General features: G+C 64.5%; 24 protein-coding genes. 16 read left to right on the top strand and 8 right to left on the bottom strand.

The genetic code is table 11. The features are described 5' to 3' along the window. Positions 1-22 precede the first annotated feature (22 nt). Positions 23-3,064 carry a TonB-dependent receptor gene (locus tag SKP52_RS14765; protein ID WP_039575950.1) on the bottom strand — a complete coding sequence of 1,014 codons (3,042 nt, stop codon included), beginning with the start codon at positions 3,062-3,064 and terminating at the stop codon, positions 23-25. Positions 3,065-3,497: 433 nt separating this feature from the next. Here SKP52_RS14765 and folE point away from each other — a divergent pair, with 433 nt between their 5' ends. Then, positions 3,498-4,100 carry a GTP cyclohydrolase I FolE gene (folE, locus tag SKP52_RS14760; RefSeq protein ID WP_039575949.1) on the top strand — a complete coding sequence of 201 codons (603 nt, stop codon included), beginning with the start codon at positions 3,498-3,500 and terminating at the stop codon, positions 4,098-4,100. A gap of 13 nt (positions 4,101-4,113) precedes the next feature. Here folE and SKP52_RS14755 read toward each other — a convergent pair whose 3' ends face one another. The 6 genes from SKP52_RS14755 to SKP52_RS14730 all read right to left on the bottom strand — a co-directional run bounded on the left by SKP52_RS14755 (position 4,114) and on the right by SKP52_RS14730 (position 8,704). Next, on the bottom strand, positions 4,114-4,770 hold the full coding sequence (locus tag SKP52_RS14755; protein WP_039575947.1) for a Fe2+-dependent dioxygenase: 657 nt from the start codon (positions 4,768-4,770) through the stop codon (positions 4,114-4,116). A 9-nt stretch (positions 4,771-4,779) separates the two neighbouring features. Continuing rightward, entirely contained in the window at positions 4,780-5,817 is a 1,038-nt protein-coding gene (locus SKP52_RS14750) for a hypothetical protein (protein ID WP_148309141.1), read from the bottom strand. 94 nt (positions 5,818-5,911) lie between these two features. Further along, a complete protein-coding gene (rplI, locus tag SKP52_RS14745) occupies positions 5,912-6,538 on the bottom strand; it encodes a 50S ribosomal protein L9 (RefSeq protein ID WP_039575943.1) in 627 nt (208 codons plus the stop codon). A gap of 14 nt (positions 6,539-6,552) precedes the next feature. Beyond that, on the bottom strand, positions 6,553-6,777 hold the full coding sequence (gene rpsR, locus SKP52_RS14740; RefSeq protein ID WP_037517582.1) for a 30S ribosomal protein S18: 225 nt from the start codon (positions 6,775-6,777) through the stop codon (positions 6,553-6,555). An 11-nt stretch (positions 6,778-6,788) separates the two neighbouring features. Continuing rightward, on the bottom strand, positions 6,789-7,157 hold the full coding sequence (gene rpsF, locus SKP52_RS14735; RefSeq protein ID WP_039575938.1) for a 30S ribosomal protein S6: 369 nt from the start codon (positions 7,155-7,157) through the stop codon (positions 6,789-6,791). A 158-nt stretch (positions 7,158-7,315) separates the two neighbouring features. Beyond that, positions 7,316-8,704: a Mur ligase family protein gene (locus SKP52_RS14730; protein ID WP_039575935.1), complete on the bottom strand. Its 1,389-nt coding sequence runs from the start codon at positions 8,702-8,704 to the stop codon at positions 7,316-7,318. 153 nt (positions 8,705-8,857) lie between these two features. Between SKP52_RS14730 and SKP52_RS14725 the strand changes: the two genes are divergently transcribed. Genes SKP52_RS14725 through SKP52_RS14710 form a run of 4 tightly spaced genes read left to right on the top strand, consistent with a single transcriptional unit; the run spans position 8,858 to position 12,008 of the window. Next, a complete protein-coding gene (locus tag SKP52_RS14725; RefSeq protein ID WP_039581168.1) occupies positions 8,858-9,685 on the top strand; it encodes an LD-carboxypeptidase in 828 nt (275 codons plus the stop codon). Between the two features lie 45 nt (positions 9,686-9,730). Continuing rightward, positions 9,731-10,669, top strand: a complete 939-nt coding sequence (gene fabD / locus SKP52_RS14720; protein ID WP_039575933.1) for an ACP S-malonyltransferase — start codon at positions 9,731-9,733, stop codon at positions 10,667-10,669. A 25-nt stretch (positions 10,670-10,694) separates the two neighbouring features. Beyond that, positions 10,695-11,435: a 3-oxoacyl-[acyl-carrier-protein] reductase gene (fabG, locus tag SKP52_RS14715; RefSeq protein ID WP_039575931.1), complete on the top strand. Its 741-nt coding sequence runs from the start codon at positions 10,695-10,697 to the stop codon at positions 11,433-11,435. A 33-nt stretch (positions 11,436-11,468) separates the two neighbouring features. Next, the gene (locus tag SKP52_RS14710) at positions 11,469-12,008 is read left to right on the top strand and encodes a hypothetical protein (protein WP_148309140.1); all 540 of its coding nucleotides are present in this window, start codon (positions 11,469-11,471) and stop codon (positions 12,006-12,008) included. A gap of 61 nt (positions 12,009-12,069) precedes the next feature. Here SKP52_RS14710 and SKP52_RS14705 read toward each other — a convergent pair whose 3' ends face one another. Then, on the bottom strand, positions 12,070-14,196 hold the full coding sequence (locus SKP52_RS14705) for a TonB-dependent receptor (protein WP_039575927.1): 2,127 nt from the start codon (positions 14,194-14,196) through the stop codon (positions 12,070-12,072). A gap of 193 nt (positions 14,197-14,389) precedes the next feature. Between SKP52_RS14705 and SKP52_RS14700 the strand changes: the two genes are divergently transcribed. The 11 genes from SKP52_RS14700 to murD all read left to right on the top strand — a co-directional run bounded on the left by SKP52_RS14700 (position 14,390) and on the right by murD (position 26,144). After that, positions 14,390-15,367: a cysteine synthase A gene (locus SKP52_RS14700; protein ID WP_039575925.1), complete on the top strand. Its 978-nt coding sequence runs from the start codon at positions 14,390-14,392 to the stop codon at positions 15,365-15,367. Then, the gene (locus tag SKP52_RS14695) at positions 15,364-15,762 is read left to right on the top strand and encodes a hypothetical protein (protein ID WP_039575923.1); all 399 of its coding nucleotides are present in this window, start codon (positions 15,364-15,366) and stop codon (positions 15,760-15,762) included. Before SKP52_RS14700 ends, SKP52_RS14695 begins: the two co-directional genes overlap by 4 nt. 20 nt (positions 15,763-15,782) lie before the next feature. Continuing rightward, positions 15,783-16,922 (top strand): Gldg family protein, encoded by a 1,140-nt coding sequence (locus SKP52_RS14690; protein WP_081997390.1) that lies wholly within the window; start codon positions 15,783-15,785, stop codon positions 16,920-16,922. Positions 16,923-17,199: 277 nt separating this feature from the next. Continuing rightward, on the top strand, positions 17,200-17,700 hold the full coding sequence (locus SKP52_RS14685; RefSeq protein ID WP_039575919.1) for a division/cell wall cluster transcriptional repressor MraZ: 501 nt from the start codon (positions 17,200-17,202) through the stop codon (positions 17,698-17,700). After that, positions 17,697-18,665, top strand: a complete 969-nt coding sequence (rsmH, locus tag SKP52_RS14680) for a 16S rRNA (cytosine(1402)-N(4))-methyltransferase RsmH (protein WP_039575917.1) — start codon at positions 17,697-17,699, stop codon at positions 18,663-18,665. Before SKP52_RS14685 ends, rsmH begins: the two co-directional genes overlap by 4 nt. Beyond that, entirely contained in the window at positions 18,659-19,273 is a 615-nt protein-coding gene (locus SKP52_RS14675) for a hypothetical protein (RefSeq protein WP_052208343.1), read from the top strand. Before rsmH ends, SKP52_RS14675 begins: the two co-directional genes overlap by 7 nt. Beyond that, positions 19,270-20,961 carry a peptidoglycan D,D-transpeptidase FtsI family protein gene (locus tag SKP52_RS14670; RefSeq protein WP_039575914.1) on the top strand — a complete coding sequence of 564 codons (1,692 nt, stop codon included), beginning with the start codon at positions 19,270-19,272 and terminating at the stop codon, positions 20,959-20,961. The genes SKP52_RS14675 and SKP52_RS14670 overlap by 4 nt, the downstream gene beginning before the upstream one ends. Next, entirely contained in the window at positions 20,961-22,400 is a 1,440-nt protein-coding gene (locus tag SKP52_RS14665; protein ID WP_039575912.1) for a UDP-N-acetylmuramoyl-L-alanyl-D-glutamate--2,6-diaminopimelate ligase, read from the top strand. The genes SKP52_RS14670 and SKP52_RS14665 overlap by 1 nt, the downstream gene beginning before the upstream one ends. Further along, entirely contained in the window at positions 22,397-23,773 is a 1,377-nt protein-coding gene (locus SKP52_RS14660) for a UDP-N-acetylmuramoyl-tripeptide--D-alanyl-D-alanine ligase (RefSeq protein WP_039575909.1), read from the top strand. Before SKP52_RS14665 ends, SKP52_RS14660 begins: the two co-directional genes overlap by 4 nt. Then, positions 23,773-24,843: a phospho-N-acetylmuramoyl-pentapeptide-transferase gene (mraY, locus tag SKP52_RS14655; protein WP_039575908.1), complete on the top strand. Its 1,071-nt coding sequence runs from the start codon at positions 23,773-23,775 to the stop codon at positions 24,841-24,843. Before SKP52_RS14660 ends, mraY begins: the two co-directional genes overlap by 1 nt. Then, entirely contained in the window at positions 24,840-26,144 is a 1,305-nt protein-coding gene (gene murD, locus SKP52_RS14650; RefSeq protein WP_039575905.1) for a UDP-N-acetylmuramoyl-L-alanine--D-glutamate ligase, read from the top strand. The genes mraY and murD overlap by 4 nt, the downstream gene beginning before the upstream one ends. Positions 26,145-26,148 lie beyond the last annotated feature (4 nt).

Raw genomic sequence — 26,148 nt, 5'->3', positions numbered from 1 at the left:
GTTGGCGTTGCCGCCGGTACGCCTAGAACTTCACGCCGGCCGCGATGCCATAGCGGCGCGGTTCGAGGGTGAAGATGTTGGTGTAGTTCCCCGATGACTGGTCGGTGATGTACAGGCCCGTGACGCTGTTGGCATCGAAGACGTTCTGGATGAACCCCCTCACATACCATTTGTCGTCGGCGCCGTTCAGCTGCACCTGGGCATTGACCTGGGCATAGCCCTTGATCCGGTTCACATTGCCGTTGAAGATGCTGCCGTAGCTTTCGCCGGTATAGGCGAGGTCGACGCGCGGGACGAGGGACATGTCGCCGCCGCCCAGCCGTGCGGTGTACTGAATGCCCGCGCTGAACTTGTAGTTCGGCGCCTGCGGCAACTGGTTGCCCTTGATGTTGACGGGGACACCGGCAGAGAAATATTCGATCCCGCCAAAGTCCGCAGGTGTTAGTCCTGCGGCCGCAAAGGCCCCGCCCGCAGCGGCTTCCATCACCGAACAGATGCTGAAAGCACCGGTTGAAGCGATGCCGCCGTCGGCCGGAAAAGCGGTGGTCGGTCGCAAGCCTGCGCCGCCCTGCACACCCGGAACAAAGCCGCCGTTGATGACCTGCTGGACCCCGTTCACAAAGGCGTTGACCCCTGCGACATTACCCGACGAGGATGCGACGGCACAGTTGGCGGCGTTGGTGATGTCCTTGATGATCACGGCATCGGATCGGCCGCCGCCAAAGTCACGCGGATTGCTGGTGAACTTGTCGTCGGTGACCTTGCTGTGCAGATAGCTGAAACCGAGGTTGACCACCACGTCGGGATCGGGGCGGACGATGGCCTCGGCTTCGAAGCCGTAGATATCGGCGCTGACATTGTCGTTGACCGCGGTGCGGGCGACGATCTTGCTGAGCTGGAGATCCTTGTACTTGTAGTAAAAGGCCGTCAGGTTCAGCTGCAGCGCGCCGTTGCCGAAGCTGTTCTTCGATCCGATTTCGAATGCGTCGACCTGTTCGGACTTGAACGATTCGGGCACCTCGAAGATCGGCTGCAGCGGCGGGTTGATACCGCCTGACTTATAGCCGCGCGAATAGGAGGCGTAGATCAGATTGTCGTCGGTGATCTTGAAGTCGAGCACCGCGCGACCCGTCAGCTTGTTGAACTTGACAGTGCGTTCCTGGACGAGCTGGTTGCCGGGCGTGCCGGGATCGGCATCGAACGAGCCGACGAAGGGCGAGTCAAACACCGTTCCGTCGCCGCCGTGGGGGGCGAGGAACGCGGCGAGCGTAGACCGTGCGATCACGGTCTTCTTGTCGTTGTTGTAACGCAGGCCCGCGGTGAGCTTCAGACGATCGCTGAACTCGAAATAGGCTTCGCCGAACAGACCGTAGGACTTGATCTTCAGATCATCGGTATTGTTGCGGAAGAATGGCGTCGCAAGGAACGATGGCGGCAAGGGGGCGGCAATCGTCTGACCGGGGTTGTTTGGATCGGGCACCCGGTTATTCGCTGCCGTGAATGCGCCCAGCACACCGGCCAGATAATCGATCGGGAAGGCGTTCACATAATAGCTGTTTTCGGTCAGGTGATAATCGGCATAGATGCCGCCGACCAGAAAGTTGAACGGCCCGTCGAGGTCGCTCGACAGGATGCTTTCTACCGACCAGCTGCTGTTATATTGGTTCGAGCGGTCGAATTGCAGTGACTGGTCGCTACAAATCTTGTTGCCGCCAAAGCTGCCGTAGCCGGTTTCCTCGGCGAGCGAGGTGCAGAGTTGACCCGTCGGGCCGTCGGGAATGATCGCTGCGGCGACGGGAGCAAAATAGGCTTGAAGACCGGGGCCGAAGGCTCCGCTGGCCGCTGCCTGCAGGTTCGCGAGGCCGGTGCCATAGAGCGCGCGGTTGCCGACGTTGCTGTTGTAATCTTGGGACGCGTCGAGCTTCACCTTTTGATACTGGCCGGAAACCTGCAACGACACCGGACCGAAATTATGTTCGATCTGGGCCTGCAGCGTCAGCTCGCTCGTGAAATAGCTGGGCGTATAGGCGGTGTTAACGGTTCGCGGATCGCTCGGGATCGTCGTATTGGCATAGACATCGGGGCCGTAGAGGCTGCCCAGCGAGAAATCGAGACCCGCCGGGTTGGTCGGAGTTACCGTGCCGTTGGGAATGCCGCGGATCGCCAGAAACTCCTTCGACGTAAGCGCGGCGGTAAAGGTCGCGTTACCGTTGAAGGGCGAACTGTCGAGGCGGCTGTTCAAGCAGCCAAGGATGCCGGTCGGATCGCGCTGGCAAAGCTGCTTCTGGATGCGCGTGCGCTTGTCCTTTTCGCGGAAATAGGACCCGAGCAGGTCGATCGTCGTGTCGGGCGAGGGTTCCCAGCGCAGCGATCCGCGGACCGAATAGAGATCACGGTCGTCGATGCGGGTGTTGAGGAAGCTGTTCTTCGTATAGCCGTCGCGGTTCAGATAGATGCCCGCGACGCGGAAGGCCATGGTGTCGCCGATGGGAATATTCACCATCGCCTTGCCCTTCATCGAATCGAAATTGCCATATTCGGCTTCGGCGGCAGCTTCGAACGCGCCCAGCTTCGGCTTGGCGGTGATGACGTTAACCACGCCCGACGTCGCGTTGCGGCCGAACAACGTCCCCTGCGGCCCGCGCAGCACTTCAACACGTTCCAGGTCATAGAATTCGGTTTCGAACAGGCGGGTCGAAAACAGCGGGTCGCCGTTCAGATGGATCGCGGTCGCGCTGTCGCACGTCGTGCCGACGCAAAGATCGCCGATCCCGCGAATCGTGAAGCTGGCGCCGGTGAAGTTGGTCTTGGTGAAGGTGACGTTCGGCAGGGTCAGCTGAAGATCGGACGGCGTCTTGATCTGCTGTGCTTCGAGTGCCTCGGTCGAGAAGGCACTGACCGCGATCGGCACGTCTTGCAGACGTTCCGACTGGCGCTGCGCCGTGACGACGATTTCGCCGCCGAAAGCATCGCGTTCCACTTCATCCGCCGCGTCCTGTGCAAATGCCGGCGTCGCCACCGTCATCGCAAGGATCGAGGTTCCGATCAGTGCCTTGAACTTCATCTATAGCCTCCCTTTTTCGATCCCGCAGATGCGGGGCCGCCCAACGTCAAATTGTGGTAAGGGGAGGGGAAACGACCAGACATGGCAAAGAGCACCGGGCCAAAGCGGCCATGTGCTTTTGAATATCCCACCTGCCAGCTGTGCTGGTCATCGTCCTCTCCCACCGGCGTCGGGGAAAACGCCGGCCTCTCCGGAATACGACCCGCTTGAGCGAGTTCTGTATGCCGCAAAGGTGCGCCGAGTTGACGAAAGCGTCAAGTGACTTGTTCGGCCCAAAAAAGGACGCGAAACCGCGCCTCTTGGAATTCGCAAAAAGCCAAGATTCCGCAACGTAAACTTGCTGGGCTGTCACAAATTCTACTTGTCCAGGCCTTGCTTATCGGCTCTGGGAGGGCGAGATGTGCGACAAGATGGCAACAGTGAAAGCGGGGCGATGAGCGACAGCAAGACCGAGTTGGGACCCGACGGCAAGGTGGTCGTCCCCGATCATGTCGCCGACGCCGTGCGGACGTTGATCGAATGGGCGGGCGATGATCCGGCGCGCGAAGGATTGCTCGATACACCGCGCCGCGTCGCGCGCGCGTGGAAGGAATATTGTTCGGGTTATGGTGAGGATCCGGCGCTGCATTTGTCGCGCACCTTTCAGGAGGTGGGCGGTTATGACGAGATCGTGCTGCTGCGCGACATTCCGTTCCAGTCGCACTGCGAACATCATATGGCGCCGATCACCGGCAAGGCGTCGATCGCTTACCTGCCGCGCGACCGCGTCGTCGGCATTTCCAAGCTCGCGCGCGTTCTCAACGGCTTCGCGCGGCGCCTGCAAGTGCAGGAAAGGCTGACCGCCGAGGTGGCGCGCTGCATCTGGGACAATCTCCACCCGCATGGCGTCGCGGTGGTCATCGATGCGCAACATGGCTGCATGACCGGGCGCGGGGTGCGCACCCCCGGCGTCGGCATGGTGACGAGTCGTCTACTTGGCTGCTTCCTCGACGACGAGCGCAGTCGCAAGGAAGTGCTCTCGCTGATGGGCTATTGACCGGGCGGCGGCCTTAGCGCCGCCACATCCTGAGAAGCTGATACTGGATCGCCTGGAGCCGCGTGAAATTCGCGGGCTCCATCTTGCCGCCCTCGATCGCCGCAACTTCGTTCAGTTCGTACATCAGGTTGCGGTGCGCGACGTCGGGGATCAGGCTCTGAATGAAGGTGATCGCAACCAGCCGCTCGCCGCGCGTCACCGGCTCGACCTCGTGCAATGTGTGCGAGGGATAGACGACCGCGACGCCCGGCGCTTCCTTGAAGCGCAGGTCGGCATTGCCCAGCTGCACACGCAGCGCGCCGCCGTCATAATCGGCGGGGTCGTTCAGGAATATGGTGCAGCTGACGTCGGTGCGAAGCTGACCGTCGGGCAGGGGGATATAGGCGGCATCGGGGTGCAGCCCATAATGCATGCCCGGCGTGTAGCGAGTCATCAGCGGCGGCGCGATCCGCGCGGGAAAGGAGAATTCCATGAAATCGGGGTTCTGCACCATCGCGTCGAGCAGGATCTTCGACGAACGTTCATAGGCGCCCGCGTCGTGAAGCTGGAGGTTGTTCTTCACCGTCGAATGCGGATTGCTGATCTTTCCGTCGACGAACTTGCCGTTGGCGGCGATCTCGCGGAGCGCACGGACCGCGCCATCGTCGAGCAGTGGGACGAGTTTGAACATCCTGATTTCCTATGCGCCGCGGATCGGCAGGTCGCCAAGGCTTGTATAGCGTGCGGTGAGCGCTTCAACCCAGGCGATCGCTTCGGCGATGGCGGGGGCGTGTTCGGTGGCCGCCTGTGCCTGCAGTTCGCGGCGCAGGTCGGGGCTGTAGCCGTGCTCGGGCGCCTTCGAATATTGGCGCATGACGGGACCGGAGAGTGCGGCGTCGATACGCGCTCGATCGACAGGTAGCCCGAAATGTTCGTTTTGCGCGGCAAGCGCGGCGGCGGGATCGGCCAGAAGCTGCTCGAAATCGACCCACAGATGCCGCCGATCGGCGCGCGGCAAGGTTCGCTGCGCCGTCGCCATTTCGCAAAGCCAGCTCATCGCGACGCGCGTGACCGGCGGCAGCTGCCACAGCGCGTGGGGGAAGTCGGGAAGCAGGGCGGCGAGCCGCGCGATACGGCCTGGGGCTTGGGCCAACGTCTCAGCCATCGACGCCTCGCCCGCGACGATCGTCTCGATATAGCGGGGAAGCGGGACGTACAGGAACAGTGCGTGGCCGTCGGCACCTGTCAGGTCATCGGCAATCGCCGTGATCACGCTCGACGCCTTAACCATCGCGCGCTGGCCGGGCGCGAAACTGCGGCCGAGCCAGCTGAGTAGCTGCGCGCGCCGCGTCTTGTAAAGCTCGGGCGACCAGAGTGATTCCAGCCGGTCGATCCGTTCGGCGACCTGCGCCAGCGTGCGCAGCAGCATCGGCTCGCGTAGCGGCAGCACGTCGCCAGCCTCGGCGTGCAGGCGCGATACCAGCGTCGATCCCACATGGCCGATGTGAAAGATGAAATCGGGACGCGGAGCAGCCGGGCCAAGATCGGGCAGGGCGTTCCACGCCATCCATTCGCGCCCGATGCGATCGGTCAGCAGCCGTTGGTCGAGGAAGCTTGCCGCGCGATAATCGGCCTCGGCCAGCAGCGCGATCAGCACCCGGTCGTTCGCGAGATCCGCCATATGCGGCAGCAGGCTCGCATCGGCGGCGAAGCGGGACTGAAAGGGATCGTCGGCCATCACCTGCCGCCATAGGAAAGGGCGGCGCATAAGAAAAGGGCCGCGCTCCCTTTCGGAAACGCGGCCCTTTCAAAAGGCTTTGGCCATAGGAAGCTTAAGCTTCTTCGGCTTCGTCCGCAGCCGGAGCTTCGGCAGCGAGTTCCGAAGGCGGCGTCGCGTCTTCGAATTCGTCTTCGCTGTCGGGTTCCAGAGCCGTCGCAACCGCTTCAGCCTGTTCTTCCTCGAACATCGCAGCGATGACGTCGATGCCCTGCTTCTGCATTTCGGCTTCGTCGGGCGAACGCGCGACGTTGACGCCGACAGTCACGATGACTTCGGGGTGCAGCTTGACCTTGACGTCGACCAAGCCGAGCGACTTGATCGGGCGTTCGAGTTCGACCATCGACTTGCCGATGCCTTCGACGCCGTCTTCGGCAAGGGCGTCGACGATGTCACGGACCGAAACCGAACCATAAAGCTGGCCGGTGTTCGACGCCTGACGGATCAGGACGATCTGCTTGCCGTTGATGCCGCTGGCGCGGCCTTCGGCGTCGGTGCGACGTTCGGCGTTATCGGCCTCGATCTTGCCGCGGTTCGCTTCGAACAGCTTCTTGTTGGCGTCGTTCGCACGAAGCGCCTTGTTGTTCGGCAACAGATAGTTGCGGGCAAAGCCGTTCTTGACGTTGACGACATCGCCGATGCCGCCGAGTTTCTCGATGCGTTCGAGCAGGATGATTTCCATCGGACCAGCCCTCCTTACTTCACAATGTAGGGGAGCAGGCCGATGTGGCGCGAGCGCTTGATCGCTTTCGCCAGCTCACGCTGCTTCTTGGTGGACACCGCGGTGATCCGCGACGGGACGATCTTGCCACGCTCCGACAGGTAACCCTGGAGCAGACGGACGTCCTTGTAATCGATGACCGGTGCGTCCTTCTGGCTGAAGGGGCAGGTCTTGCGGCGGCGGAAAAAGGGTCGTGCCATGATCGTTATCCTTATTCTTCGCCGTCGCGGTCACGACCGCCGCGGCCGCCACGACGTTCCTGCTTGCGCATCATCACCGACGGACCCTTTTCGAGTTCGTCGACCTTGATGGTGAGCCAGCGGATGATATCTTCGTTGATCGCAGCCTGACGCTCGATCTCTGCAATGGCTTCGCCTGCGACTTCAGCCGACAACATCACATAATGACCCTTGCGGTTCTTCTGGATCTTGTAGGCGAGCTGCTTCAGGCCCCAGGTCTCGGTCTTGTGAACCGTGCCCTTAAATTCGCCGATGACGTTGGTGACGGTTTCCGCCAGCGCGTCGACCTGAGCCTGGCTCAGGTCCTGACGCGCGATAAAAACATGCTCGTAAAACGGCATGGTGCGCTTCCTTCGATTTGGCCGATCGCTGGTTTCGCGCCAATCGCGAAACCCCTCCGGCTGTCGTCTCTGCTTCGCGAATTGGTGCAAAACAAACGGGGCGAATGGCACGTGGCCTCGCCCCGAAGCGGCGGCCTATACAGATTCGCGGGAGGAAATCAAGCGCGGACGGCCAGCTTTTCCAAGAGTTCGCGACCGAATTCGGTGAGCGTGTCGTCGCGCGCGCCGAGGATCAGGATGCGATCGCCTGGTTTCGCTTCGTCAATCATCGCGGCGCCGCAGTTGGTACGGGTCGTCAGATGCACGGCGTCGCCACCGCCCGCGACGATATCGGCGACTAGCGCTTCGCTGCCGATGCTGCGGTCGACGGTGCCGCCGAAATAGACGGGATCGCAGACGAACAGCTTGTCGTCGGGCCGCATCCCGGCCACAAAGCTCGCGGCGAGTTCCTTGCCCATCTGGCGGAGCGGGCCATAGCCGTGCGGCTGGAAGAACAGCAAAGCACGCCCCGGCAATTCAGCAACGGCGGCAAGCGTCGCGGCGACCTTGTCGGGGTTGTGCGCGAAATCGTCGATGACGGTGATGCCGTTCGCTTGGCCCAGCACCTCGTAACGGCGCGCCAGGCCCGCAAAGCTGGCCAGGGCGTTGACCGCTTCGGCAACCGGGATATCGACCGCGCGTGCGGCGGCGATCGCAGCGAGGGCGTTGGCGGCGTTGTGGCGCCCGGGCATGCGAAGGCGTATCTCGTACCGGTAGCTGTCGACGTTCGCTGCAAAGCGGCAACCGTCGGCGAGGGCCTCGAAATCGCTGCCGCGCACCGCCGCAGCGTCCCCGAAGCCAAAGCTCAGGACATTGCCGCCGCGCATCAACGGGGCGGATTCGGGATCGTCGGCGTTGACCACGGCGACGCGTGCTTTCGCGGCAAAATCGCCGAATAGCCGGTGCAGTTCTTCAAGGCTCTTGTGGTCGAGGCTGATGTTGGTGACGACCGCGACATCGGGGCGATAGAGTGCGATCGAACCGTCGCTCTCGTCGACCTCGCTGACATAAATGGCGGCATCGCCGACCAGCGCGCTAGCAAACGGCCGGTCTTCGCCCGAGAAATTGCGCATCACGGCGCCGTTCATCACCGTCGGCTTGCGGCCGGTATTTTCCAGGATCCAGCCGATCATCCCGGTGACGGTCGACTTGCCGCTCGTGCCGCCGACGCCGATTGCGCTTTCGGCGTCGTTGAACAGCGCGGCGTTGAGGTCGGCGCGCGCCATGCGGGCGAGGCCGAGCGCGTTGGCGGCGGCGATATCGGGTACGCTGTCCTCGATCGCCGCCGAGGCGACGAGAATCTGGCCCGCCTGCGGCCCGCTGCCGTCCTGCGGATAGAAAGCGATGCCCTGGCTTTCGAGCCAGGCGAATTTCTCGGGTGTCCGGCCCTGGTCGCGGCTGCGATCGGAGCCCGAAACCGCCGCGCCGCGCGCCGCGACGATCATCGCGAGCGGCAACATGCCCGACCCGCCGATGCCGCAGAAGAAATAGGATTTGTTTTCGGCCATCGCGGCGCGATATGGCTTTGATGAAGGGTTTGCAACCAGAGCGGCACTCTCTTTCCCGTTCGCATCGAGCGAAGTCGAGATGCCCCTCGGCTGGGCGCTTCGGCGATGGGTGTCTCGACTTCGCTCGACACGAACGGATTTAAAGGTCGCTCCATGCGCATCGGAATAGTAGCTCCCTCGACCCCGATCCTGCCCGACGATGCCGAGGCGGTGCGTGCGCTCGCGAGCCTCGGTTACCCCGACGTCGAGCTCGTTTTCGACCCGCAATGTTTCGCGACGCACGGCCATTTCGCAGGGGAGGACGGGCATCGTTTCGCCGCGCTCGTCGAAATGGCGAACCGCTCCGACATCGACGCAGTCTGGTTCGCGCGCGGCGGTTATGGCGCATGTCGCATCGCCGAGGATGCAGTCGCCGCGATGACCGATGGCGCGCGGGGCAAGGCGTTTCTTGGCTATTCGGATCAGGGCAATCTGCTCGGCGCGCTCTATCGCGAGGGGTTCGACCATGTCGCGCACGGCCCGATGGTCGCCGATATCCGGCGCGAGGGCGGCGATGCCGCGGCGCTGCGGGCGCTCGACTGGCTCGTCGCGCGCGATCCGGGGGCGTGCGAGCCGGGTTTGCAGCACGGCGCGCGCCACGCCGCGTTCAACCTGATGACGCTGTCGATGCTGCTCGGCACCCCGCTCGAACCCGACCTCTCGGGCCATGTCCTGCTCGTCGAGGAGGTCAGCGAGTATCTCTATGCATTCGACCGCGCCTTCTTTCATGTTGCAACCTATCTCGGCCCGCGCGGGCTGGCAGGGCTGCGCCTGGGGCGTGTCAGCGATATTCGCGAAAACGACCGCCCCTTTGGTATGGAGGCGGAGGACATCGCCCATGGCTGGTGCGCGCGCGCCGGCATCCCGTGGCTCGGCCGTGCCGACATCGGCCATGACGCGAACAACAAGGTCGTGCCCTTCGGCTTGCATCGCGCGGGGTGAAGGAATAGGCGCGGGCCAATTCAAAAACATGCGAAGGGACGCATCATGCGCGCATTTATTTTTCCGGGTCAGGGCAGCCAGGCCGTCGGCATGGGCAAGGCGCTCGCCGATGCTTCGCCGGTCGCGCGCGAAGTGTTTCAGGAAGTCGACGACGCGCTCGGGCAAAAGTTGTTCCAGCTGATGAGCGAAGGGCCCGAGGATCAGCTGGTCCTCACCGAAAACGCCCAGCCCGCAATCATGGCGAATGCGATCGCAACGCTGCGCGTGCTCGAAAAGGAAGGCGGCGTGACGCTGCCAGCGAAGGCCGATTATGTCGCGGGCCACAGCCTCGGCGAATATAGCGCGCTCTGCGCCGCGGGATCGTTCGACCTGGCGACCACGGCGCGGCTGCTCAAGACGCGCGGGCAGGCGATGCAGGCGGCGGTGCCGGTCGGCGTCGGCGCGATGGCGGCGTTGCTCGGCGCCGACATCGACACCGCGCAGAAGCTTGCCGACGCTGCGGCCGAAGGTGAAATCTGCACCGTCGCCAATGACAATGACCCCTCGCAGGTCGTGATCTCAGGCCACAAGGGCGCGGTCGAGCGCGCGGTCGCCCTGGTCAAGGATTATGGCATCAAGCGCGGAGTGTTGCTGCCGGTGTCGGCACCCTTCCACTGCCCGCTGATGCAGCCCGCCGCCGATGCGATGGCCGAGGCGCTCGGCGCCAATCCGCCCGTCGCGCCGCTGATCCCCGTGGTCGCCAACGTCACTGCAAGTCCCGTCAGCGACCCCGACACGATCCGCGACCTGCTGGTCCAGCAAGTCACCGGCCGCGTCCGCTGGCGCGAAAGCGTTGGCGCGATGGAAGGCATCGGCGTCCAGCAGTTCGTCGAATTCGGCGGTAAGGTGCTCTCGCCGATGGTGAAGCGCAGCGCGGCGGGCGAAATCGAGACGGTTAGTGTCATTTCGATGGACGACATCGAAGCACTGCTCAAGACGCTCTAATTCAAAGATTTCAGGAGAAACTCAGATGTTCGATCTCACCGGCATGACCGCCCTCGTCACCGGCGCTTCGGGCGGCATCGGTTCGGCCATTGCGCGGGCGCTCGCTGCACAGGGCGCGCGGCTCGCGGTGTCGGGTTCCAACGCCGAAAAGCTCAATGCCTTTCGCGATACGCTCGGCGGCGATCATGTCGCTCTCCCCTGCAACCTCGGCGATGCCGCTGCGGTCGATGCACTTGTGCCTTCAGCGGTCGAGGCGCTCGGCCAGCTCGATATCCTCGTCAACAACGCGGGGGTAACGCGCGACAACCTCATCATGCGGATGAAGGACGAGGAGTGGATGGACGTCATCCGTATCAACCTCGAGGCCAATTTCCGCCTCGCGCGCGCCGCCGCCAAGCCGATGATGAAGGCGCGCTTCGGGCGCATCATTTCGATCACCAGCGTCGTCGGCGCGACGGGCAATCCGGGGCAGGCGAATTATGCCGCGTCGAAGGCAGGCGTTACCGGCATGACCAAGGCGCTCGCTCAGGAACTCGCTAGCCGCGGCGTCACCGCAAACTGCGTCGCGCCGGGCTTCATCGCCACAGCGATGACCGACGATCTGCCCGACGCGCAGAAGGCAGCACTCAACCAGCGCATTCCGGCCGGCCGGATGGGCGAGGGCAGCGATATTGCTGCCGCCGTCGTTTATCTTGCGTCGAAAGAGGCGGGCTATGTCACCGGCCAGACGTTGCATGTGAACGGCGGGATGGCCATGCTGTCCTGAGGGTCGATCTCTCGAGCGTAGAAGGATTCGCCGATGTTCAGGACTTTGATGGCTGCGGCAGTGCTGGCGGCTTCGGCTTTGCCGGGCACCGCATCGGCGCAGGAAGGCGAGAAGTTCGATTGCGTCGTCGCGTCGATCCCGAGTGAGACGCGGGCATCGATCGGCGACGCGATGGCGGGTGGCGGCGATACAGCTTCGCGCGAGGCCCTGTTCAAAGATCTGGGGACGGTGACTGACGCGTGCGTGACGCGTCACGGCATCACCGCCGAGCAGAAGGGCATTTATTTCGACTACAGCCTTGCGCGCATTTCGCGCGAATGGCTTGCGGCGGATATCGGAAAGCTCGATCTCGCGCCGGCGGTGGTCGACAAGGCGCTCGATTTCGGCCCGAGCGGCGCAAACCCCGATTTGTCTGGCGACATGACCGAAAATCAGATCATGAAGATCGTTCAGGCCTATATCGAGAGCGGCGTCGACATTGAAAAGGTCGATGGCACCGCCTGGGAAAAGGTCGGCGCTTATGCCGCCGCGACCTCGATCTATTGGAACAAGCGCAAGCTGCTTCCCTTCTGAACCGCGACAGGCCGGGTCCGGATGAACCGAACCCGGCCGCCGGGACGAGCGGAGAGAGGGGTTAGAAGCTCGCCCGGGCTGTCAGCCGGAAATCGCGGCCGGCCAGCGGCACATAATCCTTGGTGAAGCTGGCGTGGCGGCGCGCTTCGACGTCGAAGATATTGTTCGCCGACAGGCTGAGCGTCAGATTCTTACTATTAGGAAGCGGCTTCCAGCTGAGCGAGGCGTTGACCAGGGTGAAGCCATCGGTGGGCGTCTCGAACTGTGCGGTGCGCGTCTGGTCGTCGGTCCATTCGACCTCGACGCGCGCATCGACGCGTTCGCCCTGCGCTTCGAGCCCGCCAAGCACGCGGAGCGGCGGGATGCGCGGGACGTTGCGGTCGAGCCCCGCATTCTTGATCTTCGCGCGCGTCATGTCCGCGGTGACATCGCCGACGATGTTGAACCCGCCGATCTGCGCCAGGCGCGCACTCGCCTCAGCCTCGAAGCCATAGACGCGGGCATCGCGCTGGAAATATTGGAAGACGGGCAGTTCATCCTGTTCCGCGCCGGTCGCAGCCGAATAGATGAAATTGTCGAACCAGTTCGAATAGCCGGTCAGGCTGAGGTTGAACGCGTCGGATTTGAACTTGAACGAGGCTTCGGCGCCCCAGTTGGATTCGCGCTTCAAATTCGGGTCGCCCAGCTCGAAGCTCTGCGTTGCGATGTGCGGACCGTTCGACAGCAACTCTTCGGCCGACGGCGCACGCACCGCGCGCGATACCGAAACGCCGAATTTCGCGCCCCCGAAGATATCATAAGTCGCCCCGAGCGCGCCCGAGAAGCTGTCGAAATTGCGTTCGAAACCGACTGTTTGCGCGCGCACATTGGTTTTTTCATAACGCGCCGCAGCTTCGAGCCCGAGCGGGCCCATCGTATATTCCTGCAGCGTGAAAAGCGCGAGCTGGTCGGTCAGGTTGCGCGGCACGAACGCCTCGGCGCCGATCGCGTCGAAGTCGCGGTGACTATATTGCACGCCGCTCGCGCCGCGCCAGCCGCCGCGGTCGTTCTGCGCCAGCTCGAGGCGGCCTTCGATGCCCTGGTTGGTGAAGACGGTGCCGACTTCGTCGCCCTCGAACTCGGTGTGCTTGTAGTCGGCAAAGCCCGCGCGGATGCGCAGCTTGTCGAAGAAGCCGTCGCCCAGCTCGACTTCGCTGCGCAGGTCGGCGCGCCATTGCTTCATGCCGATCGTGACGGGGCCTTCGCCATGGTCGTGGCCGCCCTCTTCTTCCTCGCCGCCATGATCATGCGCAGTGTTCGGCCGGTCGGGCACGCCGTAATTGGTGTCGAAGTAGCCGACCGAAATGCCGAGCTGGCCGCCGTCGTTGATCAACGAAATCCCGCCGCCTGCGGTCCAGGTTTCGCTCTGCGTATTGTCGACCTTGCCGCGCTTTCCTGCCTGTGCGGTCAGTTCGTCGGCTTCGTCGAGATGGCCTTCCTCGACCTCATGCTCGGCAAGGTGGAGCAGGTCGCCGCGAATATCGGGGGCATAGACGAAGCCGCCGGTGCGGACGTCGCCGGTCTTGCGCCAGCTGCCGTCGAGGTGCGCGACGATCTGCGGGCTCAGCGCGACGTCGATCGAGCTGCCGATATTGCGGTCGTTCGCCGCAGTCGCATAGCCGCCGATCGCATCGATATGGACATGGTCGGCGGGGACTTTTCTGGGAATGCGACGGTCGAACAGGTTGACCGCGCCGCCGATCGCCTGGCTGCCGAACAGCAGCACCGCGGGGCCGCGCAGGATTTCGATGCGTTCGACGGTCAGCGGATCGATCGTCACCGCATGGTCGGCCGAGGTATTCGAGGCGTCGATCGATCCGATGCCGTCGGTCAGGACCTTGACGCGCTCGCCCGAAAAGCCGCGCAGGACGGGGCGCGACGCGCCGGGGGAGAAGCTGGTCGCCGATACGCCCGGTTGCCGCGTCAGCGTGTCGCCGATCTGCCCGCGAATGTCGCGCGCCAGCTCGTCGCCTTCGAGCACCGATACATTGCCGAGGATGTCGAGGCTGCGGACATAGGGTGCGGTGACGATGATCGGCTCGCCGGTGTGCACATCATCGTCGCTGCCCGCGGCGGCGCGGTCCTGTGCAAAAGCCGGGACGGCGAGGAAGAGTGCGAAGGTAAATCCGGCGGAGCAAAGCAAACGCATAAGGGGAGAGTCCTGTTTTATGGAGAACCGATGGGGCCGCAGTAATGATATACTGTTACAGTGACAAGCCCTTCGCATGCTCATGAATGGGCGTTGGTCGGCGCTCATGCCCCGTTGGTCGACAAAGGCGGACATGGGAGGGGCAAAACGAAGCTGTCTTGCGAGGGGCGAGGCGGCGCCCTAGATCAGGCTTATGACTATTGCTGCAAACAGCCTCGACCTCATCGGCAACACCCCGTTGGTGCTACTGAAAGGGCCGAGCGAAGCCACCGGCTGCGAAATCTGGGGCAAGTGCGAATATGCGAACCCCGGCGGATCGGTGAAGGACCGCGCCGCGCTCTATATCGTCCGCGATGCCGAAGCGAACGGCAGCCTTCGCCCCGGCGGCACGATTGTCGAGGGGACCGCGGGCAACACCGGCATCGGCCTGGCGCTCGTCGGCAATGCGCTCGGCTACAAGACGATCATCGTCATGCCCGACAACCAGAGCGCCGAAAAAATGGCGACGATCCGTGCGCTCGGTGCCGAGCTTGTGCTCGTCCCGCCCGCGCCCTTCGCGAACCCCGGCCATTTCGTCCACACTTCGCGCCGCATCGCCGAGGAAACCGACAATGCGATCTGGGCCAACCAGTTCGACAATATCGCGAACCGCAAAGCGCATATCTTTGGCACCGCGGAGGAAATCTGGGACCAGATGGACGGCCGTATCGACGGCTTCACCTGCGCGGCGGGCACCGGAGGGACGATCGCGGGCACCGGGTTGGGCCTCAAGGCGAAGCGGGCCGACATCGTCGTCGCGCTCACCGATCCGCACGGAGCCGGACTCTATAATTACTATCAATGCGGCGAGTTGAAGCCCGAAGGCAGCAGCGTCGCCGAGGGGATCGGCCAGAACCGGATCACCGCCAATCTCGACGGCGCGCCGATCGACACGCAGTTCCGCATCTCGGATGCCGAGGGTCTCGCGGTGGTCCGCCAGTTGCTTGACGAGGAGGGGCTGTGCCTTGGCCTGTCGTCGGGGATCAACGTCGCTGGCGCGATGGCGCTCGCGCGGCAATTGGGTCCGGGCAAGCGCATCGCAACCATGCTCTGCGACAGCGGGTTTCGCTATCTCTCGACGCTCTACAATCCCGAATGGCTGGCGAGCAAAGGACTGGGGGGCCCCACATGAGCGTGCGGATCGACATTCCCTCGGCCCCCAAGGAACCGCCGCCACCGCCGACAACGGCGCCCGTCAACGACACGATGCGGCGCCTGCAGATCGGCATTGCAGGGGTGCTAACGGTGCTGTTGCTGGTCGGCATGGCGGGGCTGATCGGCGATCGCGCACGCCAAAGCGCCGCCAGCGACGCGGCGGCCTCTGCCGAGGTCAAGATGCCGGGTGACGAAGAGAAAACCAGCGGCGCGCCGTTGGAGGAACTCGGCGTCCAAGCGGTGTCGCCCTCGTCGAAAGATGAAAATGCCGCGACGCCGGTGAAGGTGCCGCAGGCCGCACCGTCGTCGTCGACCGTGCCCGACCTCGAGCCCGACCCCGCACTTCAGCGCGCGCGCCAGTCGAAACAGTGAAGCCTTTATCGCGCCGGCATTTGCTGCGCGCTTTTGCAATTGCCGCCACGATAGCTGCGCTGGCGTGGGTCGCGGGCGGGCAGGCGCTGCTCGGCCGTGTTGATCCGGCGTTGGCGATCCCGCTGCTCGGGCCGCCGATGCTGTTTCTCGCCCGGTGGCAGCGCGGTGAGCCCATCGCGCTGCGGTGGCGCATTGGCCTTCTCACTCTCGCGCTGCTGGCAGTCATGCAAGGCTTGCTCGCGATCGTCCTGGCGGGATCGGCGGGATGGTTGTCCCTGCTCCTGACGATCGTCGCTGGGGGTGTCGCGGCTTGGCTCGCCGACCTGGTCATCCAGTGGCGCGGCCGGTCCCGTATCCTGCCGTGGTTTGCCGGATCGATGCTCGTGATCGGCTGGTTCGGGGCGGGGCACGCGTTGCTTGCGGCCCTCTACAGGCCCGCGCCGGTTTCGGCCGATGCGCCCGCCGTCACCATTCTCACCGGCCTGCCGCTGCGCTGGTCGGCGAGTCATGACATCGCGGCGATGATTGCCGAGGGCACCAATGACGATCCCGCGCTCGCGCGGCTGGCGGCGGCAGGGCCGGTGTCGCTGGTCGACAGCCTCGCCGATCATGTGCCATCGTCGGGCGGAACGCTGCTGATCGCCCATCCCCGCGCGTTGGCGCCGCAGGAACTGGTCGCGATCGATGCGTTCGTTCGTGGTGGTGGGCATGCGGTCGTGCTCGCCGATGCGCTGTCGGGTTGGCCCGTGCGCCATCCACTCGGCGATCCTCGCAATCCGCCGGTGACGAGTTTGCTGACGCCGCTGCTCGACCATTGGGGTGTGACGTTGGCCGCCGCGCCCGCCGCCGAGGATAAGGCGCTGCCGGTCGATGTCGATGGCGCGCGCCTGCGCCTGTTCAGTGCGGGGCGCTTTGACCGCTTGCCGCCGCAATGCCGCGCTTATGCCCGTCGGCGCGCTGCCCAGTGCCAAATAGGGCAGGGCGACGTTTGGCTAATCGGCGACGCCGACCTGCTCTTTACACCGCTATGGCGTCCGCTCGTTCCGGGGGCGCATCATCTGCGACAAGCCGACACGATGGAATGGCTATCCGCTCGCCTGTGGCCCCACACGGGATATGGCCGACTCCGCCCGCTGTGGATTCGCGCCCGAACCAGCTGAGTCGGGCCTATTCGCCCCAATTCACCCCGATCGAAGCATGCTTCTCGGTGCCGCTGTGCGCCGTAGGACGGGTATTTACCCAATTCAGAGCCGTTTTTGCGGCAAATGGGGCTTAGATTCCCTAATCTACCCTAAATTACCCCTTTTCACCCCGATCTATAGTTGATACTCACAGAATCGGAGAGGGGCATTCTCCACCCGCGCCGAAATAGCTGGAATCCTGCGATTCCGGGGACGGGGAAGTTTTGCCCGGTGGCGCGATACGGGGGGCAGAGCGATGGCAATTGTGACGCCCGGCCAGTATGCGGGCACCAGTTTCGCCGCGATCGATGGCAAGGGGCGGATCGCCGTCCCCTCGCAGTTCCGCAACAATGTGCCCCTCATTGCGGACGGCCAGCGCGTGCTATGGGTCGGTTTCCACGAAAAACTGCCGTGCCTCGTCGCTTATGGCCAGGACCAGTATGACCGGCTGAACGGCGAGATCGAACGCGACCGCGACACCGCGCGGCAGCGCAACCTCGACTTCGACGAGGATGCCGAGTTCAAGAAGCGCTTCAGCTATACCGAGCCCTATACGCTCGACGACAGCGGTCGCTTCCTGCCCAGCTTCATTCACCGCGACCGCGTCGGCGATGCCGGCGCGACGGCTTTTGTGGGGTCGGGCCGCCGCCTCGAAATCTGGTGGCTGCCCGCGCTTGCCGAATGTGCCGATGCCGACCCGGTGCTCCAGCGCCTCGCGGCATCGTGGGATGCCGCCAAAGGGAAGGGGCGCAAGTGACCAACCTGCCGCGCGATCCCCGCCATGATCCGGTCCTTCGCGATGAAGTCCTCGCCGCGCTCGCCATTGCCCCCGGCGAGCGTCATGTCGACGCGACCTTCGGCGCCGGCGGCTACACTCGCGCGATGCTCGCTGCGGGCGCGGATGTCATCGCCTGCGACCGCGACCCCGATGCGATTGCCGGAGGGCAGGCGCTGGTCGAGGAGGCCGGTGGCAAGCTGACGTTGATCCACGGCCGTTTCAGCCAGATCGACCGGCTTCTCGCGGAGCGCGGAATCGACGCGGTCGACGGCATCACCTTCGACATCGGCGTGTCGTCGATGCAGCTCGACCAGGGCGAGCGCGGCTTCTCGTTCCAGAAGGACGGCCCGCTCGACATGCGGATGGCGCAGGAGGGCGAAAGCGCCGCCGACTGGCTGAACAGCGCCGACGAGCATGTTATCGCCGACGTGCTCTTTCATTATGGCGACGAGCGCCAGTCGCGCCGCGTCGCGCGCGCGATCGTCGCGGCGCGGCCGCTTACCCGCACCGGAGAGCTGGCGACGGTGATCCGCAAGGCGCTGCGCCATCCGCCGGGCGCGCCCAAGGATCCGTCGACCAAGAGCTTCCAGGCGATCCGCATCCACATCAATAGCGAGCTCGACGAGCTGATGGCCGGCCTCAACGCCGCCGAACGGCTGTTGCGTCCCGGCGGCCGGCTTGCCGTCGTCAGCTTCCACAGCACCGAGGACCGCATCGTGAAGAACTTCCTGCGCGAACGGAGCGGTGGCGATGCCGCGGGTTCGCGTCACCGGCCCGCGCCTACCCCTCTGGCGCGGGCCGCAACTTTCGAAACCCCGGCGCGCAAGGTGCGGCCGGGCAAGGCCGAAGAGGCACGCAACCCGCGCGCCCGCTCGGCAACGCTGCGTAGTGCGATCCGGACCGCAGCTCCGGCCCATTCGATCAAGGAGGCGATGTCATGCTGATGGCGGCCCGCAAGCTCCAGGGAATCGGCCTGGTCCTGCTCGTGCTCATCTTTGCGATGATGCTCTATCCCGTGTCGCTGAAAGTCGCGGCGACGCGCAGCGAGCTGACGCGCATCGAAAAGCAGATCGACCGCACGCGCGACAATATCCGCTATCTCGAATCCGAACTCGCGGTCCGCGCCTCGATGCGCCAGCTCGAACAGTGGAATGCCGATACCTTCGGCTATTCGGCGCCCGACGCCGGCCAATATCTGGAAAGCGAACGCCAGCTCGCGTCGCTCGACCGGCTGCCGCGCGCGCGCGGCGCGAACGAGGTTGCGCCGGTGCTGATGGCGATGGTGTCGCCGGTCGGTACGCCTGCCGTCAGCGCACCAAAAGAAAGCCCGGTCGTCGGCAAGCCCGCAGCGGTGAAGCCGGTCACCGCCAAGCCCGTCGTCCTTGCCCAGGCCGACACTGCGATCCGCAGCGACACGCCGCCGCGGATGGCGCCGACGCGCCGCCGCGAACAGCTCAAGATGATCGAAGACCAGTTGCTCGCCGAATCGACGCTCGCCGACCTCAAGCGCGCGGCCGCGGTCGAAGCGGCAGGAGGCAAGTCCGGCCGATGAATACGCTGGTCGTCCGTCCAACGCGCGTTCGAACCGCCGGGGTGCGGCAGCAGATATTGCTGACCGCACAACAGCGTTTGATGATCCTGATGCTGCTGTTCATGGCGGCATTTTTCGTTGTGTCGGTGCGGCTCGTCTATTTCGCGCTTTTCGATACCGCGTCGGGCCGCGCTCCGGCATCGGCCTTCGTTCCGGCGCGTGCCGACATCGTCGATCGCAACGGCGTGCCGCTCGCGCGCACGATCGACGGCTATTCGATCCGCGTCGTTCCATCGAAGCTGCTCAATAACCGGCAGTATCTGGCCGACGAACTGCACAAGATTTTCCCCGACATGTCGCGCGAGGAATTGCTGGGCAAGGTCAGCGGATCGCGCCCGACCTATATCCGCCGCCGCGCTTTGCCCGATCAGGTCGCCGCGGTGAATGCGATCGGCGACGTCGGCTTCGACTTTCCGCGGGAAAAGGAACGTCTCTATCCGCAGTCGACGCTCGCGGCGCATGTGCTCGGCTTTACCAATGCCGAGGGTCATGGCGTCACCGGGGTCGAGGGCGCATTCGACCAGCGCCTGATCGACAAGGCGACCCGCGGGCAGCCGCTTGCGCTGTCGATCGACGCGCGCGTTCAGGGCGTGCTCGAAAGCGAGCTGAGCGCGGCGGTCACAAATTTGGAGGCGATCGGCGGTGCGGGGATCATCCTCGACGTCTACACCGGCGAAGTCGCTGCGATGACCTCGCTGCCGACCTACAACCCGAACAAGCTGACCGGCAGCGATCCCGCGACGCGCCGCAACGCCGTGACCTATAATCTTTACGAGCTCGGCTCGACCTTCAAACCCCTGTCGATCGGCGCTGCGATCGACAATGGCGTCGTTACCAGCATGGCAAAGCGCTATGATGCGACCAAGCCGCTGGCGATCGCCGGCTTTCGCATCCGCGATTCGCACATGATGAACCGCTGGCTCAACGTCCCCGAGACGCTGATCCACAGCTCGAACATCGTGACCGCGCAGATCGGCGACCAACTGGGCCGCGAAAAGATGGAGGAGCTGTTCCGCAACCTCGAATTCGACGGGCGGCCGCACATCGAGCTGAAGGAACGCGCCTTTCCCTTGTGGCCGAAAAACTGGGGCCGGGTCACCACGATGACGGCCAGCTATGGCCATGGTATCGCGGTCACGCCGCTGCATCTTGCGAGTGCTTATGCCGCGCTCGTCAACGGCGGAATCTGGCGTCCGGCGACGCTGATGAAGCTCGGCGACAAGGCGCCGCCGCAGGGCCGCCGTGTCTTCAAGGCGTCGACCAGCGCCCGGATGCGGCAATTGCTGCGCCTGATCGTTTCCGACGGCACCGGGAAGCAGGCCGACGCGGCGGGATTTCGCGTCGGCGGCAAGACGGGCAGCGCCGAAAAGCCGGGCGTGGGCGGCTATCGCCGCCATTCGCTCGTGTCGACCTTCGCCGCCGCATTCCCGATGGACAATCCGCGCTATGTCGTGCTCGTCATGATAGACGAGCCAAAGGGCAACGCCTATAGTTCGGGGCAGCGCACGGCCGGCTGGACCGCCGCGCCCGTGGTGCGCAAGGTCGTCACCCGCGCCGGGCCGATGCTGGGCGTCTTCCCCGACGAAAGCCGCGACGTCGATGTGTCCGAACTGACACCGCTGCTGTGGAGAAACGGGGAAACCGAATAATGCGCCTGTCCGCGCTGCTCGAAGATCAAGGGCTTGTGGGCACCGATCCGGTCGTGACCGGCCTCGCCATCGACCATCGCAAGGTGGCGCCAGGAACGGTCTTCGGCGCTTTCGTCGGCGAAAAATTCAACGGCGAGGATTTTATTGCGGCCGCAGTCGAAGAGGGCGCGATTGCCGTCGTCGCGCGGCCCCAGGCGAAGGTGGAGGGCGCAGTGCATATCGCCGACGCCAATCCCCGCCGCGCCTTCGCGCGTATCGCGGCGCGCTTCTTCCACCGCTTTCCCGCGATCTGCGTCGCGGTGACGGGCACCAACGGCAAGACCTCGACCGTCGAAATGACGCGGCAGCTGTGGCGGATGGCGGGATTCAACGCTGCATCGATCGGCACGCTCGGCATCACGACGTCGCAAGACAGCGCCTCGACGGGCCTCACGACGCCCGACATCGTGACCTTCCTGTCGAACATGTCGGGCCTTGCCGCCGAAGGCATCACCCACGCCGCATTCGAAGCGTCAAGCCACGGCCTCGACCAATATCGCACCGAGGGCCTGCCAGTGAAGGCTGCCGCCTTCACCAATCTCAGCCACGATCATCTCGACTATCATGGCACGATGGACGCCTATCTGGCGGCCAAGCTGCGGCTGTTTTCCGAAGTCGTCGAGCCCGACGGTGCCGCTGTAGTGTGGGCCGACGACGCCTATTCGGCCGCCGTCATCGACGCCGTAAAGGCCCGGAACGTTCGACTGCTCACCGTTGGCGCGAATGGCGAAACGCTCCGCCTCGTCTCGCGCGAACCGACGCAGCTCGGCCAGTCGCTTGTCATCGCGGCGGGCGATCTGGTGCAGAAGGTCGAACTGCCGCTGATCGGCGCCTATCAGGTCGCCAACGCGCTCGTGTCGGCGGGCCTTGTGATCGCGACAGGCGGCGATGTCGCGCAAACGCTTGGCAATCTTGCAAGGCTCCAGCCGGTGCGTGGTCGGCTGGAACGTGCCGCTATTACCAAAGCTGGCGCGCCGGTCTATGTCGACTATGCTCATACCCCCGACGCGATAGAGGCGGCGCTCGATGCATTGCGCCCCCACGCGACCGGCCGCCTGATCCTCGTTTTCGGCGCTGGCGGCGACCGCGATCAGGCAAAGCGGCCGGAGATGGGCCGAATTGCCACTGCAAAAGCCGATGTGCTGATCATTACCGACGACAACCCGCGCGGCGAAGACCCTGCCGTCATTCGTGCTGCGATCGCCGCCGCCGCTCCGGCGGCAAAAGTCATCGGCGACCGCCGCGCCGCGATCGCCGCGGCGATTGCCGAAGCGCGCGCGGACGACATCATCTGCATCGCGGGCAAGGGCCACGAACAGGGTCAGATTATCGGCCGCGGCGATGATATGCGCGTCGTCCCCTTCGACGATGTGACGGTAGCGCGCGAGGAGGCGGCATGAACCCGCTCTGGACAGCCCGCGCTATCGCAGCCGCCACCGGCGGCGAGGCGAGCGCTGACTTCACCGTCCAGGGCGTCGCTTTCGATTCGCGCGAAGTGACGAACGGCGACCTGTTTGTCGCGATGAAGGGCGAGGTCGCCGATGGCCACGCGTTCATCGACAAGGCCATCGCCGCGGGCGCCGCGGGCATCGTCTGCGAAAGTGCTATCGATCATCCGCACGTCCGCGTCGCCGACAGCGCCGCGGCGCTGAACGCACTTGGCACCGCGTCGCGTGCGCGAAGCCATGGCCGCATCATCGGCGTGACCGGCTCGGCAGGAAAGACCGGAACGAAAGAAGCGCTGTTCGCGGCGCTCGATCGCTTCCGTCCCGGCAAGGCGCACCGCTCGGTCAAAAGCTATAACAACCATGTCGGCGTGCCATTGAGTCTCGCGCGCATGCCGTCGACTGCCGATTATGGCGTGTTCGAAATGGGGATGAATCACGCCGGCGAACTGGCCGAACTGACGCGGATGGTGCGCCCCCACGTCGCCATCGTCACCACCATCGCCCCCGCGCATATGGAATTTTTCGGCAGTGAAGAAGCGATCGCCGATGCGAAGGGCGAGATCTTCGAAGGCCTCGAACCCGGCGGCACCGCGATCGTCCCGTTCGACAGCCCGCATTATGCGTGCCTCCGCGCCAAAGCCGAAAAGCACGCCGCGCACGTTGTCAGCTTCGGCCTGGGCGCCGGTGCCGATGTCCGCGCGGTCGATTGGCTGTCCGATGGCAAGGGGGGCTCGCTCGTCACAGCGCAGGTGCAGGAATCGCTGCTCTGCTTCACCATCGCGCAAGCGGGCGCGCATTGGGTGTCCAATTCGCTCGCCGTGCTCGCGGCGGTGAAGGCTGTCGGTGGTGACCTCCCCGCGGCGGGACTGGCGTTTGCGGAAATGGCGGGCCTTACGGGCCGCGGCGCGCGCCACCGCGTCCCGTTCGGCGGCGGCCATATCCTCGTCATCGACGAAAGCTATAACGCCAACCCCGCCTCGATGGCCGCGACGATTGGCCAGTTCGGCAGCGAATCCGGCGACCGTCGCATCGCGATTCTCGGCGCGATGCGCGAGCTTGGACCGGGCAGCGATGACTATCACGCCGCCCTCGCGGCTCCGCTCGTCGCGGCCGGGGTGCAATTCGCCCTGCTTGTCGGCGAAGAGATGGCGCCGCTCGCCAAAGCGCTTGAGGGCCGCATCGATTTCGAGCATGTGCCCGCCCACTCGGCCGCGGTAGGGCGGCTGAAGGACCTGATCCGTCCGGGCGACGCCGTGCTGGTCAAGGGGTCGAACAGCGTCGGCCTGTCGCATGTCGTGACGGCGCTGACCAACGGGGACTATTGATGCTATATTGGCTGGCGGAATGGCTAGGCTTTCCGGGGGTGCTGAACCTCATTCGCTATTTGAGCTTTCGCTCGGGCGCCGCGGTCGCCACCGCGCTGATCATCGGGCTGTGGATCGGGCCGCGCTTCATCCTGATGCTGCGCATGCGACAGGGCAAGGGGCAGCCGATCCGAGAAGACGGCCCGCAAAGTCATCTGGCTAAAAAGGGCACGCCGACGATGGGCGGCCTGATGATCCTCATTTCGCTGATGATCTCCGCGCTGCTCTGGATGGACCTGTCGAACCGTTTTGTCTGGGCATGCCTGTTCGTGACCGGCGGTTTTGCCATCGTCGGTTTCCTCGACGATTTCGACAAGGTAACCAAGTCAAGTCACCGGGGCATTCCCGGCCGCGTCCGCTTGCTCGTCGAATTCGTGATCGCGGCTGTCGCGGTTTTCCTGATCGTGTCGCGCACCGGCACCGACCTGTATCTGCCCTTTTTCAGCGGGATCGTGCTCGAGCTCGGGCCACTTTATTATGTTTTTGCGATGGTGCTGATCGTCGGTTTCGGCAATGCCGTGAACCTTACCGATGGGCTCGACGGGCTCGCGACCTTCCCGGTGATCATCGCCAGCATGGCGATGCTCGTCATCGTTTATTTGTCGGGCAATGTGAAATTCGCCGAATATCTGGGGATCCCGCATGTTCCGGGGGCGGGTGAGCTAGCCATTTTCGCCGCCGCGATTATCGGCGCCTGCCTCGCTTTCCTCTGGTTCAACGCGCCGCCTGCCGCCGTCTTCATGGGCGACACCGGCAGCCTTGCCCTCGGCGGCGCGCTTGCGACCATCGCGGTGACCGCGCAGCACGAATTGGTACTCGTCCTCATCGGGGGGCTGTTCGTGGTCGAGGCACTGTCGGTGATCATCCAGGTCTTCTGGTACAAGCGCACCGGCAAGCGCGTGTTCCGCATGGCGCCGATCCATCATCATTTCGAACAATTGGGCTGGCCTGAATCCACCGTCGTCATCCGCTTCTGGATCGTCTCGATCGTCCTCGCGCTCGCCGGACTCGCGACCTTGAAACTGCGGTGATTTCCTCGCGCGTCTTTGCCGGCCGCCGCTATGCGGTGCTGGGACTGGCGCGCTCGGGTCTGGCGACCGTCGAGGCGCTCGTCGCCAGCGGCGCGGGCGTCACGGCGTGGGACGACCGCGAGGAAGCCCGCGACGACGCGATGGCGCTCGGCGCCGATATCGGCAATCCGCTCGAAATCGACCTGATCGGCTTTGCGGGCGTCGTCGTCTCGCCCGGCGTGCCGCTGAACCGCCATCCGATCGCCGCGCATGCGCGCGAGGCGCATGTGCCGGTGATCGGCGATGTCGAACTCTTCGCCGAGGCGCGCGGCGACCTGCCGCCGCACAAGGTGGTCGGCATCACCGGCACCAACGGCAAGTCGACGGTGACGGCGCTGATCACGCACATGCTGGAAAGCGCCGGCGTGCCGACGTTGATGGGCGGAAACATCGGCCTGCCGATCCTCAGCCGCGACCCGCTGCCGGAAGGCGGTGTCTATGTCCTCGAACTTTCGAGTTATCAGATCGACCTGTCGCACAGTCTCGCTTGCGATGTCGCGGTGCTCACCAACCTTAGCCCCGACCACCTCGACCGCTATGACGGTTTCGCCGGTTACGCAGCGTCAAAGGCGCGCTTGTTCGGCCTGCAGCATCGCGATCAGGTCGCGATCGTCGCGGTCGACGACGATCCGTCGAAGATGATCGCGAGTCGCATCAACCACCGCCTCCACCGCGTGTCGGGCAAGGATATCGACCCGGTTGACCAAGCGCGCTGGCCGGCCTTGCAGGGGCCGCACAATGCGCAGAACGCCGTGTGCGCGATCGCGGTGTGCCGCGTGCTGGGGCTGAATGACGAACAGATTGAACGCGGTCTCGCGACCTACAAGTCGCTGCCGCACCGAATGGAATTGGTCGGCGAAGTCGGGGGGGTCAGCTGGTTCAATGACAGCAAGGCTACCAATGCGGCTTCCGCTGCACCGGCGCTGGCGGCATTTCCGCCAGCGCCGGACCAGCGTCTGCACTGGATTGCGGGCGGCAAGGCCAAGGGCGACGGCCTCGCGGCGTGTCGTCCATGGTTCGGCCATGTAAAAAAGGCCTATCTGATCGGCGAGGCGATGGAGCCGTTCGCGGCCGAGATCGGCGATGCGATTCGGGTCGAGCGCTCGGGCGACATCGCAACGGCTGTCAAACAAGCCGCCGCGGCAGCGAAGCCGGGCGATATCGTCCTGCTGTCGCCGGCCTGCGCGTCGTTCGACCAGTTCAAGGATTATGAGCAGCGCGGCGATGTGTTTCGTGCGGCTGTTCAGGCGCTCGGGGCATGAGCGG

The sequence above is a fragment of the Sphingopyxis fribergensis genome (genome assembly GCF_000803645.1).
GTDB classification, from domain to species: domain Bacteria; phylum Pseudomonadota; class Alphaproteobacteria; order Sphingomonadales; family Sphingomonadaceae; genus Sphingopyxis; species Sphingopyxis fribergensis.
The sequence above is the reverse complement of the archived record's forward strand: the minus strand, read 5'-3'. Positions and strand labels throughout refer to the sequence as shown.